Consider the following 17,779-nt stretch of genomic DNA (forward strand, 5'->3'; position numbering starts at 1 on the left):
AGCCGGCCCTGGAACACGCCCGACGTGCCCTGGCCACGGCCCACGAACAGCGCACAGAGGCCGACGCTGTCCGACGAGCCTCGCTCCGTCGCAACTGTCAGGGCCGAGTCCAAGGCGCCCGCCACGTCCGGGTCAAGTCCGCCCGGTGGCGTGCGTGCAGACTGAGCAGCTCGCGATCAGTGGCCGCGTGCCACGTCATTCGCCCTGGCGTCGGCCCGGTCTCGGCTACGAGTTCCTCCACCACAGCGGTGCCGTGGTCGGCCATGCGGTCGGCCGCACCCGGAGGGTGTCACCGAATCGGTCGGCGAAAGTGAGCACCGACAGGACCGGCACCCCTTCACACGCCATTCCCGACCATTCACAAGCTCGAACTCCGGGACTCGTCACCACTACCGGGAGTCAGCGTGCGGAAGGTACGTTCCGGCGATGAGCCGGATTACGTGGTCGATGACGGACGGTCCGCGCGGGTGGCGCGTTCTGCTTCTTCCCGTGCTCGTCCTGGCCCCTGCGCTGGTGGTCCTGCCGTCCGGCGCAGCTGCGGTTGCGGGCGCGGTTGCCGCGCCCGTCGCCGTGCTCATCGCGCTCCACGAGCTGGCCGTGCACCGCACCGCGGGACCGGCACTTGCGGGGGCGGCCACGGCCACCATGCTCGCCTCCGGTACCGCCGCAGCGCTCGGCGAGCCGCCCCACTACGTGGCGGGCGTGGCGCTGGTGACGGGTGGTGGGGTGGCGGTCGCCTTCGCGACGGGACGGTCGCGTCGGCGCAGGCGAGCCCACCGGTCCGCACTGGTCGCGTACCGGGCCGGCGCCTCCGCGGTGCCCCGGTTCGCGGCGCTCGCCGAGCGGGACCGGCTGGCGGCGGAGCTCCACGACGTGGCCGCGCACCGGCTGACCGGGATCGTGGTGTCCGCCGGTGCCGCGCTCCGGCTCGCCGACCAGGCGCGGACTGCCGAGGCGCTCGGTCACGCGATCGACGCGGGCCGGCAGGCGGTGCGCGAACTCGACCGTCTCACGGGACTGGGCGAGCGCGTCGCGGTGTCCGCCCTCGCCGACATCGACGCGCTGGCCGCCGAACACGGGGTGGACTATCGACGCACGGTGGACGCGGTCCCCGGGAACAGCACGGAGGCCGCGTACCGCGTGGTCCGCGAGGCGCTGACCAACGCGGCCCGGTACGCGCACGGGGCGGCGGTGCGCGTACACGTAGAGCGGGGCGGACAGAGCGGCGGGGCGGAGGGGATCGCCATGTCCGGCGGTCCCGACCTGTCCGGCGGTGGTCCCGCGCTGACCGTCACCATCACCGACGACGGCGGCACGGTCGCCGTGCCCGGCCTCGGTACGGGCCACGGCATCGCGGGATTGCGAGCCGTGGTCCATACCGCAGGCGGAACGCTGTCCGCGGGCCCGGAAGGCTCCGGCTGGACCGTACGGGCACAGCTGCCTCCGGCCGCATTACCTGCCGTACGCCGGGGGCCCTGCTGGCGCGGGCCGATCGCTCTCGACTGGGCATTGGTGGTCCTCGCAGTCGCCCTCTCGCTCGGTGCGAGCCTGCTGTCGGCCGACGTACCGGACCCCTTCCGCGGCTTCCTGCCCGCAGTGCCGATGGTCCTGCTGTCGGGGCTGCACGCCGTGCCGTTGGGATGGCGTTCGCGCGCACCCGGGCGCGGACTGGCGGTGGTGCTGCTGGCCTTGGTGCTCTGGCTGGCCTGCGATCTGGCCGGCTGGACGCAGCCGCCGGTCAGTGACATCTTCCTGGTGTATTGGTGGGTCGAGTTGACGCTCGCCTATGGCTGCGGAGCGTATCTGACCAGCCGTCACAGCTGTCTCGCGCCCCTCGCAGTGGCCGCCGTGGGCGGTGTCACGCTCGCCAGCGGCAGCGGCATCACCGGCAACCGGGCGGCAGCTTGGGCGGTACTGACCGGCGTGCTGGCTTTCCCCACGTTCGCGGCCTGGTCACTCGGACGGTTCACGGCCCGGCGCCGGGACCGGCTGCGGGCCGCTGCCGCCCGGCAGCGGAAGCTGCTCGACCGGGACGCCGACGCCGCAGTTCGCGACCAGCGCCGACGAATCGCCGACGGGCTGCGGCGCACGGCGCACCGGCACGCGTGCGCGGTGGTCGCTGCCGCCGAGGCCGGTCACTTGGAGACCGTACGGACCGAGGCCCGTGCCGGCCTCACCGCGCTGCGGGAACTGCTCACCGAACTGCGGGGCCGGGACGATGGGGACGCCCCGCCCCCAACCCTGGCAGGGATCGCAGTGCTGGCCACCCGGTACGGCACCGCGGTCCGCTACACCGGCTCTCTCCGCCCGGTACCCGCCGTCGTGGAGGTCGCCGCGTACCGGGTCGCCGCGGCGCTGATGGCCGTGGGGGTGACACTCACGGTGCGCAGCCTCGACGACGGGGTCGAGCTCTTTGGTCCCGCACCCGCCGACCCGGGCGTGCGGCGGCGGCTGCGCGCGACGGCCGATGCCACCGGCGGTACCCTCTCGATGTCCGGCCGCGATGCGGTACGGGTGTGGCTGCCGGAGGTGTTCTCATCACGATCAGAGTGACCATCGCAGACGACCAGGCCGTCGTACGCGCCGGCATCGCAGCGATCATCGACGCGGAGCCCGACCTGTGCGTCGTCGGGCAGGCCGCGGACGGCGAAGCCGCCGTCGAACTCGCGCTGTCGCTGCGGCCGGACGTCGTGCTGATGGACATCCGGATGCCTGGCGCCGGTGGCCTGGCGGCGACCGCCACGATCACCGCGCACAATCCGGCAACCCGCGTTCTCGTGCTCACCACGTTCGACCTCGACGAGTACCTGTTCGCCGCCCTGCGTGCCGGAGCCGCCGGTTTCCTGCTGAAGGACGCAGAACCGGAGCGGGTCATCGACGCGGTGCGGGTGGTCGAGGCCGGGGCCGCGCTGCTCGATCCGGCGGTGACCAGGAGGCTCATCGACCGGTTCGCCGAAGGGCCCGACCTGTTCGACGCGGTCCGGCTCGACCGGCTCACCCCGCGCGAGACCGAGGTGCTCCGGCAGGTCGCGCGGGGGCTGTCCAACACGGAGATAGCTGCGGCGCTGGGCATCAGCGCGCCCACCGTGAAGGACCACGTCTCCGCGATACTCGGCAAACTCGGCGTGCGGAATCGGGTCCAGGCGACGATCGCCGCGTACGAGACCGGCCTGGTCCGGCCCGGCGCGCCCTAGGCCCTGTCGTCAGACTGCCGTCGTCGCCCGGAGGGCAGCCGCGCGTGCCGGACGCCGCACGGCAGACGGCAGTTCGATGACAGGGCCTACCGGCATGCCGCCGTTCTCGACCCCGCCGTGCGGCGGGGTGAGCACCCCACTGCACGGCGGTGACCTCCCGCTCTCGGATCGTCCCGCAGCGGGACGGAATGCGCGCGCCGTGTTCCTAGCCTCGTCCGTATGGCACACACACTTGCTCGCCGCCTCGTCGGTGGCGCTCTTCTGCTGATCTCGCTGCCGCTGGCATCCGTTGCCGCGGCGGCCGGTTTCCTCGTCACGGCGTTTGTCACCACGAGTGTTCCGGTGTTCACTTTTGCCGGGCTCGCGTCCGGCGCCCTGGTCGGTTGGCTGCTCGGTCGCGCGGGGTTCGCCGTGCTCGGCGCGGGACGGCGGGCAACTGTCCTCTTCGTGGGCGGGCTGACCACCGCCGTGGCAGTACTCGCCGCCGTCACGGTATTCCGTCCGATGCCGACCTCCGCGACGGCGCCCGTCCCGCCCGGTGTCGCCTTCTGGAAGCTGCCGACGGGCTCGCGCATCGCGTACGTCCACGCCCCCGCCGTCGGCACGGCCAGGCCGACGCCGGTGATCTTCCTGCACGGCGGACCCGGTACGCCTACGGAGGGCATTCCGATCGGCGGCCGGGAACTCGCGGAGGACGGCTTCGACGTCTATTCCTACGACCAGCTCGGAGCGGGCCGCTCCACCAGGCTGCGGGACGTCACCGGATACACGGTCGCCCGCCAGGTCGCCGACCTCGACGCGATCCGCCGTACGCTCGGCACGGACCGGATCGTCATCGTCGGCCAGTCCTGGGGAGGGTCGCTCGCGGCCCAGTACCTGGCGGCCCACAGTCAGCACGTGGCCAAGGCGGTGTTCACCTCGCCAGGTGCGCTGTGGGGGCGCGAGTATCCCGGTTCCACGGCCGGCGAACCCTGGAACCGGCTCACCCCGGCCCAGGAGGCCCGGCTGGAGAAGCTGAACAGCACGCCCAGGATGCTCGCCGCGAGCCTGCTGCTGGACGTCAATCCCGGTGCCGCGCACGCCCTGGTCGGGGACCGCGAGGTCGATCACTGGATGCACGAGGTGGCTCTGACGGGCAAGGACAGCACCTCGTGCCAGGGCGCGCCGCCCGCCGCGGCACACCACAACCCCCAGGGCTTCTACAGCAACCAGATCCTCCGCGACGACTTCGACCGGATCCCCGACCCCCGGCCGAACCTGCGCACGGCGCACGTCCCTTCGCTCATCCTGCGGGGCGAGTGCGACTTCATCAAACCCGCGGTCACCGACGAGTACCGGCGCACCCTCCCGGACTCCCAGCTCGTGACCGTCAAAGACGCCGGACACGCCATCTCCCGCGGCCGGCCGCGCCTCTATACCGCGCTTCTGCGGGCCTTCCTCGCGGGCAGGCCCCTGCCCGCGACCGCATCCTGAACAAAAATCGCACGACGAGCCGTGGCCGGCCAGGGGAGGCGACCGTGTGCGGCCGCCTCCGTCGTCTCCTTCCCGGCCCCGGCCGAGGCTGCCGGAACGGTGCCCTGCTGAAGGTGAAGCCTCCCCTTGATCGTGGGCACCTGGAGACTGGGACGTGAGAGTCCAGAGGAAGCTGTGCCAGGTGGGAGGTGAGTACACGAAGCGGTACTCGGAGGAGTACAAGCGGGACGCGGTCGACCTCGTGCGGTCGCCGGGCCGGACGGCGACCGAGGTCGCCCGGGAGCTCGGGGAGATCCTGAAAGAAGCGACAGCCTTCTTCGTGAAGGAGAGCGACCGGTGAGCACGGTATGCCGGTTCATCCACGCGGAGAAGGCGAATCGCACCATCACGCTGGTGTGCAAGGCGATGAGAACGGCCCGCTCCACGTACTACGCATGGGCGGCCGGACGGGAAGTCCGCGAAACGCGGCAACGGGCGGACGAGACCCTGGCCCACGAGATCACGGTGATCCACCTCGCGTCCCGGCGGAACTACGGCGTCCCGCGCGTCATCGCCGAACTGTGCCGGTGAGGCCGGCCGGTCAACCGCAAGCCGGTGGAGCGGGTCATGCGGGAGCACGGCATCGCCGGAAACGGCCGGCGCACCCGGCGCCGCGGCGTGACCAAGGCCGACACTCAGGCCGCCCCGTCATCGGATCTGATCGGCCGGGACTTCACCGCCATCTGTTCCGGAACAAAGATCGTCGGGGACATCACCTGCATCCCCACCGCCGAGGGTGGGCTCCACTTCGCCTCGTGGCTGGACCTGGCCACACGCGAGGTGATCGGCTACTCGATGGCCGATCGCCACCGCGCCGAACCCGTCGTCGATGCCCTGGACATGGCCGCCGCGCTGGGCCGTCCGGAGCCCGGCTGCGTGGTCCACAGTGGCTGCGGATCGAAATGCATCTCGGGACAACTCTGCACCAGCAGAGGCAAGTTGGAGTATCGGCAAAGCGTGGGGTGAACCAGCAGCTGCTTCGACAGCGCAGCCGCGGAGAGTCTCTGGGTCGTATGGAAAGAGGAGATCGGTGCCCGCTTCCGGCCCGAACGGGCCACCGCCCGCGCCGACATCTTCGATGTCGTCGAGACCTTCTACAACAGACGCCGTCTGCGCAAGCACATCCACTGGGGCTACCTCACGCCCCACGAGACACGCCTGCGTCACCGACAGAACCAGGCCCTCGCGGCGTAACGACAACGTGTCCAGGAGCATGGGGAAACTCCACCGACGTCAGGATCCGGCAGTGGACACGTGGCGAACCAGCTCGGTGGCCAGGCGTCGCATGGCCGTACGGTTGGCGCGCCGCATCGTGGTTCGGACGACGGGTGCCAGCAGGCGGTCGGCGAGCGGGGCGCGTGCCCAGGCGTACGTGAACGACACGTGGCTCCCGCCGGTCCGTAGCGGTTCGATGGCGTAGGTGCCGTGGGCCAGGCGTCGGCCGGCCGCGCTGACGTTCCGTTCGACGATGCGCTGCGGCGGATCGGCCTTGACGACCTCGATGGTGACGTCGGTCCTCGTGCCGCCCAGCGCGGCTGTGACCGTGGCGCACGATCCGATGCCGCGGCCGGGGCCGCTGCAGCGCCAGTCGGTGAGGTAGTGATGGGTGAATCGCTCGTGGTGAGCCATGACATCGAGGAAGTCGTAGACCTGCTCGGGCGTCTGCGGTACGTCGATCGACACGGTGACAGACTTCATGTACCACACGGTACATAGGACATGTGCCAATGGGTACACTCGCGACGTGGCGCATACGGACGGCTCGCATCCCGAAGGCAGGGCCGCGCCAGGTACGGACGGGGACCGGCGCTCCCAACTGGTGAACGCGGCCGTCGACCACGTCGCGGCACACGGCTTCGCGGACCTGAGCCTGCGCGGCCTGGGCGCCGCGATCGGCGTCAGTCACCGCATGCTGATCCACTATTTCGGCTCCAAGGAACAACTGCTCGTCGAGATCGTCCGGACGTCGGAGCAACGCCAGCGTGATCTGCTGTCCCGGTTCCGCCTGGAACCCGGCCTCCCGCCCGCCGATGCTGCACGGCTCCTCTGGCGACAGCTGACGGACCCTCGACTGGCCGGTCAGGAGCGGCTCTTCTTCGAGATCTGCGGGCAAGCACTGCGGGGCCGCCCCGAGTTCGCCCCGGTTCTCGAAGGGCTCGTGAACGACTGGCTGGAGCCGCTCATGGCCGCCGAGGTCGCCGCAGGTACGGACCCTGCCGCGGCCCGGAACCGCGCCAGGCTGGGAATCGCCACCGTCCGCGGTCTGCTGCTCGACCTGCTCGCCACCGGTGACCGCGCCGGTGTTGACGCGGCGATGGAGGAATTCCTCCGGCTGTACTACGGCTCGAAGTGACGGAGTCGCCGATCAGGCCGAGCGGTTGGGCCAGACGACGACCACCGTTCGAACAACGGTCACCGAGGTAGACGTACGCCTCGACTTGCTCCGCAGGCTTTCTGAGGCACATTCGTAGCGTATGGAGAACCGTCCTGCTTCGCCCCAGCTGCCGACGGACGGCGCGGCCGGCCACGCGGAGCACGGATCCCCCGGCAAGGCCGACCGTCCCGATGAGCAGGAGGCACTGGCATCCGACCCGGTTGAGAGACCTGGGCCATTGGGTTGGTACTCATGTTCGCTCTGTATCCGCGCGTACTCGCCGGGGACTATCCGGCCGTCTTCGCTTTCTATGCGGCCGTACTGCCCGAGCTGACGGGATATGTGCTCGCGCGCGGTGACGCGGTGTCCGGATACGCCAGTTGGGACGTGCCCGAGGGGGCGACCGCGTTCGCCGTGATCCAGCGGGATGCGTTCGTCGGTGCGGAATGGCGGGGTCCTGGTGGCGCCGGCCCGGGACCTGCCGGGTTGGGGGCTGCGGGCCCGGGAGGTCAAGGAGCTGATGCGTACGAACATGAACGTCCACGGCGCGCACGAGCCGTCGGTCATCCGGGACAAGAACTGCCCCGGCATGGACATCGGCTCCGGCGCGTGTGCTGTCCCGTGCCCGTACCGCGTGAGGTGAAGAGGCGACCGCCGGAGCGAGGGCGGCAACGCTCGCCGTGAGGGCCCCGCGTGCCTTTCCCGGGCCGGGTGGCAGGTGGGGCCCCGGCTGCGGCCGTCCCGAGAGGATGGCGCCGAGCGGTCAGTGGACGCAGATGTGGGGAGCCGCGCCCGTGACCGGGGGCTCGCTCGCGGCAGCGGCGCGCGCCACGTCGGCCAGCAGGCGCAGGCGCTCCGCACGGTCCAGATAACGGCCGTCGACCAGGACGGAGTGGATCCGTTGCGTATGGCGGATGTCGGTGTGCGGGTCCGCGTCCAGGACCAGCAGGTCGGCGCGGTCGGCCGGCAGGCCGAGCATCCGGGCGGGCGCAGTGGTTGCGGCGTGGAGGACGTCTCGTGCGGGCAGTCCCGCCTCGACGAGCAGTTCCAGCTCGTGGTGGAGAGAGAAGCCGGGAACCGCGTAGCCGGTGCCGGTGTCGGTGCCCGCGATCAACTGCACACCGGCCCGGTGGAGTTCTGCGACGAGGCGTAGTCGGTGCTCGTAGATCCGGTGGATGCGGGAGGTGTCCCGCGCGGTGCGACCCGCGGTCAGGGAGGACCAGATGGTGGGCCAGTAGTCGGTCATCCAGCCGGGCAGGTACGCGAACTCCGGTGAATCGGTGGGCAGCTGATCGGTGCGCTCCAGCGAATGGTGGACGGTGAGGGTCGGAACGACGCGGGTGCCGTTGGCGGCGAGCCGGTCGAAGAGGGCGCGGGCACGGCCGACGTCGTACGTCCGCATCGCCTCCCACTCCACCGCGTGCACCTGCCGGAACCAGCTCGCGTAGCGCTCGAAGCTGGTGCCGAGGGCGGGGTCGATACGGATCTTCGCCATGGCCCGCCTGATCTCGGCCTCCCGGGCCGAGGTGGCGAGGAGGAGGGCGTGCAAGTGCTCGATGGACTGCTGCCCGGTGTCGCTCGCGCGGGCGATGGGAAGGGTGTCGGGGCAGTGGCCCGCGTGACGCAGACCTTGTCGGCGGGACTCGTCGGCGATCGCCTCGTACGCCTCTGGCGTGAGCCGCGAGTACACCTTGACGAAGTCGGCGCCGCTCGCTTTCGCCTCGCGCACCGCGCGGCGCGCGGACGGGGCGTCGGCGACCTCGACGACCCGATCGCCGGTGTCATTGGCCCACAGCGAGGGCTGCCCGTCGATGATTGAGCTGGCGATCACCCAGCGCGGGCCGAGGAGCTGGCCCGCGCGGACCTTGTCGCGCCACTCGTGGTGGAGGGGTCCGCCCCACATCTCGCGGACCGCGGTCACACCGTTGAGCGGGAAGAGGGGCGGCAGCACGGTCTCGGGCCCTTGGTTGTGGACATGGGACTCGACGAGGCCGCCCATGACGATGTACTTGCCGGTCAGGTCGTACGTCGTCGTCCCGCGGGGAATCGGGACCTCGGCCGAGCGGCCCACAAGGATGACGCGGCCGTCGCGTACGAGAACGGTGCGGTCGGTGCCCGCGCCCAGGACGGTGGCGTGGGTGAGGGCGATGGCGCGGCCGGGGTGCTGACCGGAGGCAGCCGTCGTACGGTCCGGATTCGTGCGGGGGACGGCTGCCGCGGGCGGTGCGGCGGACAGGAGGGCGCCGCCGGTGAGGGCGGCCGAGGTGGCGAGGGCTTCGCGTCGAGTGGGCATGGCACCACTCTGGTCCGGGCTGGATCCTTGGTCACTGGCTCCAGGCAGTGGCTTCGGGGTGTCGGCGGCAACACCATGGGGGGTGGCACCATCACGTGCGCCGCGTACGGACGCAGTCGGTTCCGGGCGCGCGTACAGCGAAGCCATCAAGGGCTCGCAGAGTGCTGAGCCAGGACGACACGACCCCCAGCTCCCACCCGGCGCATCGGCCCCACCCGGCTCAAGGCCCGACGCAAGGCCCTGCGGAACGTGCGAAGTGACCGCGGGGCCAGCCCATGAGCACACCGTCCTGCCAGGGCACTCATGCCCGAACCGACCCAGTACCCCGGCGGACGAACCGCTGCAGCCGCTGCCCCCGACGTCATCGATCCGACGCACCCGCACGCGTTTAGCCACGTGATCATCATGAGCGCCCTTTCCGGGCTGTGGGGTGGGGAGTTCGTCGTGAGCGGCGACATCGATCGTCTCGGAATGAGGTTCGGGTGCCTCGTCCGTCCTCATCTGCATTACCCATGCGAGGCGCAATTCTTCATCACGCGTTGCGGGCGCAGCGGAATCCGGCATGGCCGCTGGAGCTGTCCGGGGTGTTGGCGGTTCGGGCGGCGACGCGGTAGCGGTTGCAGTAAGAGGCGTGGCACATGTGGGAGCCACCCCGGATGACCTTGGCGTCGCCGGTTGTGGGGCCTGTCGGGTCGGCGAGTCCGTGGATGTGATGGTCGGTGGTCCACCAGTCGGCGCACCACTCCCACACATTGCCCACCATGTTGAACAGTCCGTGGCCGTTGGGCCGGTACGCGTCCACGGGTGCGGTGCCGTGGTAGCCGTCGGCGGCGGTGCTGTGAAGGGGGAAACGGCCGCGCCAGATGTTGCAGCGGTACTCGCCGTCCGGGTCCAGTTCGTCCCCCCAGGGGTAGCGGCGCTGTTCGAGGCCGCCGCGCGCCGCGTGTTCCCACTCGGCCTCCGTGGGCAGGCGCTTGCCCGCCCAGTGCGCATAGGCGGCGGCGTCGTTCCAGGACACGTGGACCACTGGGTGGTCGCCTCTGCCGTCGAGGGTGCTGCCGGGCCCTTCGGGCCGTGCCCAGGCAGTGCCGGGCACGGCGCACCACCAAGGGGTGTGCCCGGGGCTTGGCGCACCTCGGCGCAAGTGGTCGGGGAGGAAGCCGGCGAAGACGTACGACCAGCCGATCCGCTCGGCATCGGTGACATATCCGCTGTCCTCGGCGAAGGCGCGGAAGGCGTCGTTGGTGACGGCGTGGATGTCGATGAGGAAAGGGGACAGGCGCACTTCCCGGACCGGGCCTTCGCCATCGGCGTGCAGGGTGTGGGTGTCCTGGCCGCCCATCAGGAACGGGCCTCCGGGGATGCGGGCCATGCCCTCGCCGCTGCCGCGTCGAGCCGGTGGCGCAAGGGGTGCCGTTAGGGAGGCTCCGCCGCCCGGGGGCATGCAACAGCTGGGAACGGGTCGGGGGGTGGGCATGGTTCTCACCTCGGCTGGTGTGCTGGTGAGGACAGGGCGGTCGCTCGCCGCTGGTCCAGGTCCTGTTGCGCGCGTCGCACGTCGTTGGCGTACGGGCGGTACAGCAGGGTCAGGAAGGCGCCGTTGACGAGCATCAGGATGACCAGGCCCCACAGGAACACCTCCCGCAGGCCGATGACCTCGCCGAGATACCCGGCGCCCAGGCTGAAGACGGCCCAGGCTATGGCCTCGACGATCGAGCCGTAGACGGTGAAGGCGGCTCCGCGCAGCTCAGGCGGTGTCACCGCCATGACCATCGGGCGGTTGATACCGGGGTTGACGCCTTGAGCCATCCCCATGAGTGCGAAGAACACGCCGAACAGACCGAGGGAACCGTAGTCGAACTGAGTGCCGAAGTAGGCCACGACGGCGAAGGCGATTTGTGCTGCCTGCAGTACGGCGGGCAGCCCGTAGCGGGGGCTGCGGAGGGAGGCCCAGTCGGCCGCGAGACCGCCGAGCACGGTACCGGCGAAGTAGCCGAGGCCGAGGGGGAGCAGGACGATGGAGGCGGCCTGGGTCGTGAAGCCGTAGACGTCGACGAGGTAGACGACGGCGAAGGCGGTCAGCAGCAGGTGGCCGGAGAGAAGACGGGAGATCAGCAGGAACAGAAAGGTGCGGATCTTCAGCAGCGCCGCGATCTGGTCCCGAGCGACGTCTGCGGTTGCCTTGCGGGCCTTGGGGTCGAGGTCGGCGAGCTGTGGTTCGGCAGCGCCGTGGCCGGGGTCGCGCAGCCAACGCCACACCGCCAGGCTGAAGAGGACGTTGAAGACGCCGATCCCCCAGAGACCCCAGCGCCAGCCGTCCTCGAAGCCGGCCAGTTGTCCCTTGAGTGCGGCCAGGACGGCGCTGGTCAGCGCGACCGCTCCGTAGAGGAGACCGATGGCCCGGCCGCGCGCAGGGGTGTCGAACAGGTCGCCGACGATCTCGGTGACGATGGGCTGGGCGGCGGCGTAACCGGCGGCGAGCACGGTGGTGAGGATGAGGAGTTGGGCGAAATTCTGTGCGAATCCCGCCGCCACGCCCCACACGCCCCACAGCCCGGTGGCGACGATGAGGACACCTTTGCGGGACCAGCGGTGCGCCACCCATACCCACAACGGGGCGGTGATGACGCCGACGAGTTTACCGGCGGCGGCCAGCACACCCAGGGCACCGAGCGACAGGCCCAGGGCTTGTCGGATGACGGGGAACAGGCCGACGATCAGGCCGCTTTCGGCACTGTCGATGAGCATGGTGCCACCGAGGAGGGACAGCTGCCTCCAACGGCCCTGGACCACGGTGCCTTGGGCGGCCTCGTGGAGTCTGGCGGGATCGCGGGCAAGGTCGGTCATCGCGACACCTCTTTCTGCGCAGGAGCGGGTGAGGCGGGGAGGGGGCGTGTACCGGGGGCTCGACGGCACCGGTGCACGGCTCGTCGTGTCAGAGCGAGGCAAGCTCTTCGGCGACCTCGCGCAGGCTTGCGGAGGACAGGAGCCCGCCCGCGAGCGCGGCCAGGTCGATGAGCGGGGTGGCCCCGACGACCTGCAGGAGCTCGGAGTCGACGAGTCCGGGCATATGACGGCGCAGGATCTCCACCGCGACGGGATCGGAGATCAGCGCCTTCACGGGGGTGCGCAGAGAGAGACGGCCGGCCGGGTAGTCATCGGCGCGCGGCAGCGATTCGGCCGCTTTGCTCGCCTGTTCTGCCTGGACGCGGGCCAGCAGGTGTTCTTCGCCCACCGGCCCCTCGACGGGGAGTCCGAGCCGTTCGTACTGACTGAGCGGTGCGTCCGTGGCGCGCATCAACTCCACCATGAGGGTGGCCATGCGCTGCTCGACGGCGTCATCGACGATCGGCGTCCGCTGCTCGGGGTCGCCGGCCAGGTCGAAGAGGAGCGTGCCGTGCTGGTACGGATTGAAGAAGGTCCGGCCCCGGGTGCGCAGGGTCGGCACGCCCTTGGTGAAGGTGAAGGGCTCCGCCAGGGTGGCGCCCGCCAGCTCCGAGGGTGAGAAGCGCCCGCGCATATGGGTCGGCATCAGCGTGTGCTCCTCCAGGGGAGTGTTCTGCGGGGTGGCGGGGGCACGCATGTAGACGTACCGGCCGTCGGTGATATTGACGTGGCCGCCGTGGATGCCGAACAGCCCGGCCTCGCGGACGGCGGTCTCGTCGGCGACCGGCAGCGGCGCGCCCTGCATGTCGGCCGGTACATCGACATCGAAGTAGTCCAGGAGCGTCGGCGCCAGATCGATCGTCTGGACCAGTGCCTGCCGGTGCTCGCCCGCCACCTGAGCCCGGGGATCCCACACGAACAGCGGCAGCCGGACCAGCTCGTTGTACCAGGGCTGGACGCTCTTGCCCCACCAGCCCTTCTCGCCGAGCAGCAGGCCGTGATCGGTGTTGACGATCAGCAGGGTGTCGTCCCACAGGCCGAGCTCGTCCATGGCGTCGAGGACGCGCCCGAGGGAGCGGTCGCACATCGACAGCAGCGCCGCGTACTCGTAGCGGGCGTGCTCGACCTGGTCGTCGGTCTGTGTCACGCGGGCGTAGTCGGGCCAGTCGAAGTGGGGGCCGCTGTAGTCGTGCGGATAGAGGTCCTTGTACTGCTGGTGGCTGAAGAAAGGCTCGTGCGGGTCGAACGTCTCGATCTGCACGAACCAGCGGTCCTCCGCCCGGTTGGTACGAAGGAACTCCAGTCCGGCGTCGAACGTCAGGCTCTGCGGGTGGTGGTCCTCGGTCGGCATGTACGCGCGATTCACCCAGTCCTGTCGGAAGCCCTCCGAGCGAAGCCGCTTCAGGTTCTCCGGGATCGGAGGGTCCGCCACATGGCCCTTCCACGGATCGCCTTCCTGGCCACGGAAGAATTCCCAGGTGTTGTAGCGGCCGTGGTAGGTGGCTCCGCCGTCCTCCCAGTAGTGCGGGTGGTCACTGACCAGGTGTGTGTACACACCGTTCTGCTTGAGCAGTTCGGGCATGGAGTCATCGAACGGCTCCAGCGGACCCCAGCTGCGGTGCAGGAAGTTGTAGCGGCCGGTGTGGATCTCGCGGCGGGCAGGCATGCACGGCATCGATCCCGCATAGGCGTTGTCGAAGGCCACCGTGCGCTCGGCGAGCCGGGCGAAGTTGGGGGCATGCGTCCAGTCACCTCCGTACGGCGGCAGCATGTGCCGGTTGAGGCTGTCGAACATCACCATGATCGCCTTCATGACGAGGGCGGCTCCTCTCGTGCGGGTGCGGGGGAACGTGCTTTGGGCTGACGGGAGGCGGCGGTGTCAGGTCCGCCGCCTCCCGGGACTGGGGCGGACGATCGGTGGCCGGCGCTCGCCCCGCCGGGCATCTCGGGCCGCGGCAGGCAGGACGCGGCTGCGTCCGACGGCACCGAGCCAGGCGGCGGAGGGCTTGGGGGCGCGGGCGAAGGTCCTGCGGTCGACGGCGATGAGGCCGAACGTCGGCTCGTAGCGGCCCCATTCGTAGTTGTCCAGGGCGCTCCAGTGGAAGTAGCCGCGGATGTCGATGCCGTCGTGCAGGGCCTCGGCGAGGGAGCCCAGGGCAGCGGCGGTGTAGTCGATACGGCGGGCGTCGTCGGTGGTGGCGATGCCGTTCTCGGTGACGATCAGTGGTGTGCCGGGCGCGAGCGCGGCGCAGTGGCGCACTGCGTGTCCGAGCGACTGGGGGTAGTACTCCCAGCCGGTGATGGTGCGTTCGGCGTCGTCGGGGACGGGCAGCGGGCCGTCCGGGCCGATGAGTCCGCGGGTGTAGGACTGCACGCCGAGCCAGTCGTCGCCGCGGGCAGCCTCCAGGAAGATGTCCTCTCGCGGGTGGCGGAACGCCGCCGCGACCGCCTCGGCACCCGGCAGCGGTTGATAGACCTGGTTGGCGACGGACCATCCTGTACGCACGTGAGGTGCAAGGGACTTGACGGTCTCGACGGCACGTGCGTGGGCGCGGATCAGGGCATTGGTGGTGGCCTCGTCCGGCAGCGGCAGCCCAAGCGGCGGAAGGGCACCGCCGGACGTGAGTGCGTGCCGCACGGCCGCCATGACGGCGACCATGTTGGGCTCGTTGATGGTGCAGACATGGTCGACACCGGAGGCGAGGACGGCTGACGCCGCATCGACGTAGCGGGCGAACAGCTCGTCCGAACCGGTGGCGGCCCAGCCGCCACGCTCCATGAACCAGCGAGGGGAAGTGAAGTGATGCAGTGTCAGCATGGGGCGCAGACCGCGCTCGATGGCACCATCGACCATGTGCCGGTAGTGGGCGACCGCGGCACGGGAGAACTCGCCCGGTGCCGGCTCGATACGTGCCCACTCGATGCTGAACCGGTAGTCGGTGAAGCCGAGTGCGGCGAGGAGATCCATGTCCTCGGGCCAGCGGTGGTAGCTGTCGCAGGCGTCACCGCTGGATTCCTTGATGAAGTCGATGCCGCTGTGCTCGAAGGCCCACCAGTCGCTGTTGGTGTTGCCGCCCTCGGTCTGGTGCGCGGAGGTGGAGGCCCCCCAGAGGAAGCTGTCGGGCAGGCGTCGATCGGTACTCATGATCGGGTGCCTTCCTGGGTGCGGGTGCGGGTACGGGCGCGATGGGCGAGGTCAGCGGGGCTGGGGGAGAGCTCCGTCGGCGATGGCGACCAGCGCGGAGATGTGGTCGTGCGTGACTCCGGCGAGGAACGACGGCACCCGGGCCAGCGGCAACGAGGCGGCCATGGCGGAGATCTCGGAGGCGTCCAAGGACACGGGCACAGGGGAGTCGTCCAGGTCGGCTTTCATGGCCGCGGTGAGCAGCGGGCCTCCGACCGGGTCGGCCAGCCACTCGCCGATCGTCGAATCGGCGGTGAGCCGGCGCGGTCGCGCCGTGCCGTCGCAGCGCACGCGGGCCCGGAGACGCACATCGCGGGAGGAGGCCCCGATCCGCAGCTCGAACTCACCCGGATCGACCGTCCATCCGCCGTCGCGCGGTGACCAGTAGGAGAAGGACCGCTCGTGCAGACCGAGCGTCACACGGGCACTCCCGCCCGGCTCCAGGAACACCTTCTCGAACGCCTTCAGCTCCTGGACGGGCCGGCGCAGCCGCGACACGGGCTGGTGCACGTAGAGCTGCGCGACCTCCGCTCCGGCCCGCGATCCGGTGTTGGTCACGGTGAAGGAGGCTGCGAAGCGGTTCGGGCCCGTCTCGGTCACGTCGAGATCGCCGTACGAGAAGGCGGTGTAGCTCAGGCCGTGGCCGAAGGGATAGGCGACCGCCGTGCCGAGAGTGTCGTAGGAGCGGTAGCCGACGAACAGGCCCTCGCCGTGGTGGACGTGGCCGTCGCCGCCGGGGAAGTGGAGATGGGAGGGAGAGTCCTCCAGGCGCAGCGGAACGGTCTCGGTGAGCCGTCCGGAGGGGTTGGCGATGCCGAACAGCAGGTCGGCCAGGGCCGATCCACCGGCCTGGCCGAGCAGCCAGCCCTCAAGGACCGCAGCGGTCTTGTCCTGCCAGGGGTTCATCTGCACGGTGGCGCCGTTGGACAGTACGACAGCGATGCTCGCGCCGACCTCTGCGACGGCGTTCAGCAGCGCGATCTGGTCGGCGGGCAGGAAGATGTCGGTGCGGTCGAAGCCCTCGGATTCGGCCGACTCGGGCAGCCCCAGGAAGAGCAGCACCTGCGTGGCACCGCGCGCAGCCTCCACGGCCTGCTCGACGAGTTGCTCGTCGGGGACCCCGTCGAGCGTGAAGCCGGGGGCGAAGCGGATCCGTGCCGGATCGCTGACGGCCGCACGGATGGCTTCCAGGGCGTTGTCCACACGGCTGGGCACCACATGAGAACTTCCGCCGCCCTGGAATCGGGGCGTTTCGGCGAAGGCCCCGATGACGGTGAGCGCGGTGTCGGCGCGCGGGTCGAGCGGCAGCAGTCCGCCTTCGTTCTTCAGCAGCACCGCCGACTCGATGGCGGCGGCCCGTGCCAGCGCATGGTGCTCGTCGAGGCTGACGTCGGTGCCAGTGGCGGTGTCCCGGGCGCCGGCGGTGCGTTCGATCAGCTCAAGGACCCGTCGCGCGGAGGCATCCAGGTAACGCTCGTCGAGGTCGCCCGCGCGCACGGCCTCGACCAGGGTGTGGTCCACGCCGGAAGGCGGCATCTCCAGGTCGAGGCCGGCTTCGAGCGCGGCGGCACGGTCGGACACCGCTCCCCAGTCGCTGACCACCAGGCCGTCGAACCCCCACTCACCGCGCAGCACGTCGGTCAGCAGCCAGCTGTGCTGGCTGCACAGAACGCCGTTGACGCCGTTGTAGGCGCACATGACGGTGGTCGGCCGCGCCGTGGTGACGATGTGCTCGAACGCGGGCAGGTAGATCTCGCGCAGGGTCCGCTCGTCCACCTCGGCGCTGACCCGCAGCCGGTCGGTCTCCTGGCTGTTGACCGCGAAGTGCTTGAGCGAGGTGCCCACGCCGAGGGACTGCACACCGTCGACCCAGGCCGCGCCGATGCAGCCGGCGAGCAGTGGGTCCTCGCTGACGTACTCGAAGTTCCGCCCGCCCAGCGGCGAGCGCTTGATGTTGACGCCGGGGCCGAGGACGACGCTGACCCCGTGGGTGATCGCCTCGCGGGCGATCGCGGCGCCCACCCGTTCCACCAGGGAGGGGTTCCAGGACGAGCCGAGGCCCACCAGCGGGGGGAAACAGGTGGCGGGCACGCTGGTGCCCATCCCGAGCGCATCACCTCCTTCGGGCTGCTTGCGCAGGCCGTGCGGACCGTCAGCGAGCATGACCGGCGCGATTCCGGCCTCCGGGATCGCCTGGGTGTGCCAGAAGTCGCCGCCCGAGGTCAGCGCCGCCTTCTGTCCCAGCGTCAGCTGGTCCGGACACTTCGTGTGCTCGCTGTCGCGCATGTCGATCCCTTGTCGCTGAAGCCGGAGTACGAGGGCCTGAGGAGGCTCGG

15 protein-coding genes are annotated in these 17,779 nt (G+C 70.5%); 8 read left to right on the forward strand and 7 right to left on the reverse strand.

The window, feature by feature from the left end; all coding sequences use genetic code 11:
* Positions 1 to 426: 426 nt before the first annotated feature.
* From ACFV8T_RS26520 to ACFV8T_RS26545, 6 genes are all read left to right on the forward strand, one after another.
* Entirely contained in the window at positions 427 to 2,553 is a 2,127-nt protein-coding gene (locus ACFV8T_RS26520) for a histidine kinase (RefSeq protein WP_385331969.1), read from the forward strand.
* The gene (locus ACFV8T_RS26525) at positions 2,538 to 3,194 is read left to right on the forward strand and encodes a response regulator (RefSeq protein WP_385332189.1); all 657 of its coding nucleotides are present in this window, start codon (positions 2,538 to 2,540) and stop codon (positions 3,192 to 3,194) included. Before ACFV8T_RS26520 ends, ACFV8T_RS26525 begins: the two co-directional genes overlap by 16 nt.
* Positions 3,195 to 3,413: 219 nt before the next feature.
* Entirely contained in the window at positions 3,414 to 4,667 is a 1,254-nt protein-coding gene (locus ACFV8T_RS26530; protein ID WP_385331972.1) for an alpha/beta fold hydrolase, read from the forward strand.
* Between the two features lie 154 nt (positions 4,668 to 4,821).
* Entirely contained in the window at positions 4,822 to 5,007 is a 186-nt protein-coding gene (locus ACFV8T_RS26535; protein WP_385331975.1) for a transposase, read from the forward strand.
* Entirely contained in the window at positions 5,004 to 5,237 is a 234-nt protein-coding gene (locus ACFV8T_RS26540; protein ID WP_385331978.1) for a hypothetical protein, read from the forward strand. Before ACFV8T_RS26535 ends, ACFV8T_RS26540 begins: the two co-directional genes overlap by 4 nt.
* A gap of 36 nt (positions 5,238 to 5,273) precedes the next feature.
* Positions 5,274 to 5,672 (forward strand): DDE-type integrase/transposase/recombinase, encoded by a 399-nt coding sequence (locus tag ACFV8T_RS26545; protein WP_385331981.1) that lies wholly within the window; start codon positions 5,274 to 5,276, stop codon positions 5,670 to 5,672.
* 267 nt (positions 5,673 to 5,939) lie between these two features.
* Here the strand turns inward: ACFV8T_RS26545 and ACFV8T_RS26550 are convergent, their stop codons facing one another.
* Positions 5,940 to 6,404, reverse strand: a complete 465-nt coding sequence (locus ACFV8T_RS26550; protein WP_385331984.1) for an SRPBCC family protein — start codon at positions 6,402 to 6,404, stop codon at positions 5,940 to 5,942.
* Positions 6,405 to 6,450: 46 nt separating this feature from the next.
* Here ACFV8T_RS26550 and ACFV8T_RS26555 point away from each other — a divergent pair, with 46 nt between their 5' ends.
* Both ACFV8T_RS26555 and ACFV8T_RS26560 read left to right on the forward strand, forming a co-directional pair.
* Complete coding sequence (locus ACFV8T_RS26555) at positions 6,451 to 7,059, forward strand: TetR/AcrR family transcriptional regulator (protein WP_385331986.1); 609 nt, start codon at positions 6,451 to 6,453, stop codon at positions 7,057 to 7,059.
* Between the two features lie 460 nt (positions 7,060 to 7,519).
* Complete coding sequence (locus ACFV8T_RS26560; RefSeq protein ID WP_385331989.1) at positions 7,520 to 7,723, forward strand: hypothetical protein; 204 nt, start codon at positions 7,520 to 7,522, stop codon at positions 7,721 to 7,723.
* A 120-nt stretch (positions 7,724 to 7,843) separates the two neighbouring features.
* Here the strand turns inward: ACFV8T_RS26560 and ACFV8T_RS26565 are convergent, their stop codons facing one another.
* The 6 genes from ACFV8T_RS26565 to ACFV8T_RS26590 form a co-directional block, all read right to left on the reverse strand.
* Positions 7,844 to 9,373, reverse strand: coding sequence for a hypothetical protein (locus ACFV8T_RS26565; RefSeq protein ID WP_385331992.1), 1,530 nt, complete (start codon positions 9,371 to 9,373; stop codon positions 7,844 to 7,846).
* Positions 9,374 to 9,905: 532 nt separating this feature from the next.
* Complete coding sequence (locus ACFV8T_RS26570) at positions 9,906 to 10,850, reverse strand: formylglycine-generating enzyme family protein (protein WP_385331995.1); 945 nt, start codon at positions 10,848 to 10,850, stop codon at positions 9,906 to 9,908.
* Positions 10,851 to 10,855: 5 nt separating this feature from the next.
* A complete protein-coding gene (locus ACFV8T_RS26575) occupies positions 10,856 to 12,220 on the reverse strand; it encodes an MFS transporter (protein ID WP_385331998.1) in 1,365 nt (454 codons plus the stop codon).
* A gap of 88 nt (positions 12,221 to 12,308) precedes the next feature.
* Complete coding sequence (locus tag ACFV8T_RS26580) at positions 12,309 to 14,072, reverse strand: sulfatase (protein WP_385332000.1); 1,764 nt, start codon at positions 14,070 to 14,072, stop codon at positions 12,309 to 12,311.
* A gap of 66 nt (positions 14,073 to 14,138) precedes the next feature.
* Positions 14,139 to 15,404, reverse strand: a complete 1,266-nt coding sequence (locus tag ACFV8T_RS26585; protein WP_385332003.1) for a glycoside hydrolase family 1 protein — start codon at positions 15,402 to 15,404, stop codon at positions 14,139 to 14,141.
* Between the two features lie 51 nt (positions 15,405 to 15,455).
* On the reverse strand, positions 15,456 to 17,729 hold the full coding sequence (locus ACFV8T_RS26590; RefSeq protein ID WP_385332006.1) for a glycoside hydrolase family 3 C-terminal domain-containing protein: 2,274 nt from the start codon (positions 17,727 to 17,729) through the stop codon (positions 15,456 to 15,458).
* Positions 17,730 to 17,779: the final 50 nt, after the last annotated feature.

It is taken from the genome of Streptomyces sp. NPDC059832 (genome assembly GCF_042731715.1).
Classification (GTDB): domain Bacteria; phylum Actinomycetota; class Actinomycetes; order Streptomycetales; family Streptomycetaceae; genus Streptomyces.

Excerpts from the sequence above, each read along its gene's own strand:
- ACFV8T_RS26530 (WP_385331972.1), top strand. The coding sequence starts at position 3,414 with ATGGCACACACACTTGCTCGCCGCCTCGTCGGTGGCGCTCTTCTGCTG.
- ACFV8T_RS26570 (WP_385331995.1), bottom strand. The coding sequence starts at position 10,850 with ATGCCCACCCCCCGACCCGTTCCCAGCTGTTGCATGCCCCCGGGCGGC.
- ACFV8T_RS26575 (WP_385331998.1), bottom strand. The coding sequence starts at position 12,220 with ATGACCGACCTTGCCCGCGATCCCGCCAGACTCCACGAGGCCGCCCAA.
- ACFV8T_RS26585 (WP_385332003.1), bottom strand. The coding sequence starts at position 15,404 with ATGAGTACCGATCGACGCCTGCCCGACAGCTTCCTCTGGGGGGCCTCC.
- ACFV8T_RS26520 (WP_385331969.1), top strand. The coding sequence starts at position 427 with ATGAGCCGGATTACGTGGTCGATGACGGACGGTCCGCGCGGGTGGCGC.
- ACFV8T_RS26550 (WP_385331984.1), bottom strand. The coding sequence starts at position 6,404 with ATGAAGTCTGTCACCGTGTCGATCGACGTACCGCAGACGCCCGAGCAG.
- ACFV8T_RS26580 (WP_385332000.1), bottom strand. The coding sequence starts at position 14,072 with ATGAAGGCGATCATGGTGATGTTCGACAGCCTCAACCGGCACATGCTG.
- ACFV8T_RS26590 (WP_385332006.1), bottom strand. The coding sequence starts at position 17,729 with ATGCGCGACAGCGAGCACACGAAGTGTCCGGACCAGCTGACGCTGGGA.
- ACFV8T_RS26545 (WP_385331981.1), top strand. The coding sequence starts at position 5,274 with ATGCGGGAGCACGGCATCGCCGGAAACGGCCGGCGCACCCGGCGCCGC.
- ACFV8T_RS26565 (WP_385331992.1), bottom strand. The coding sequence starts at position 9,373 with ATGCCCACTCGACGCGAAGCCCTCGCCACCTCGGCCGCCCTCACCGGC.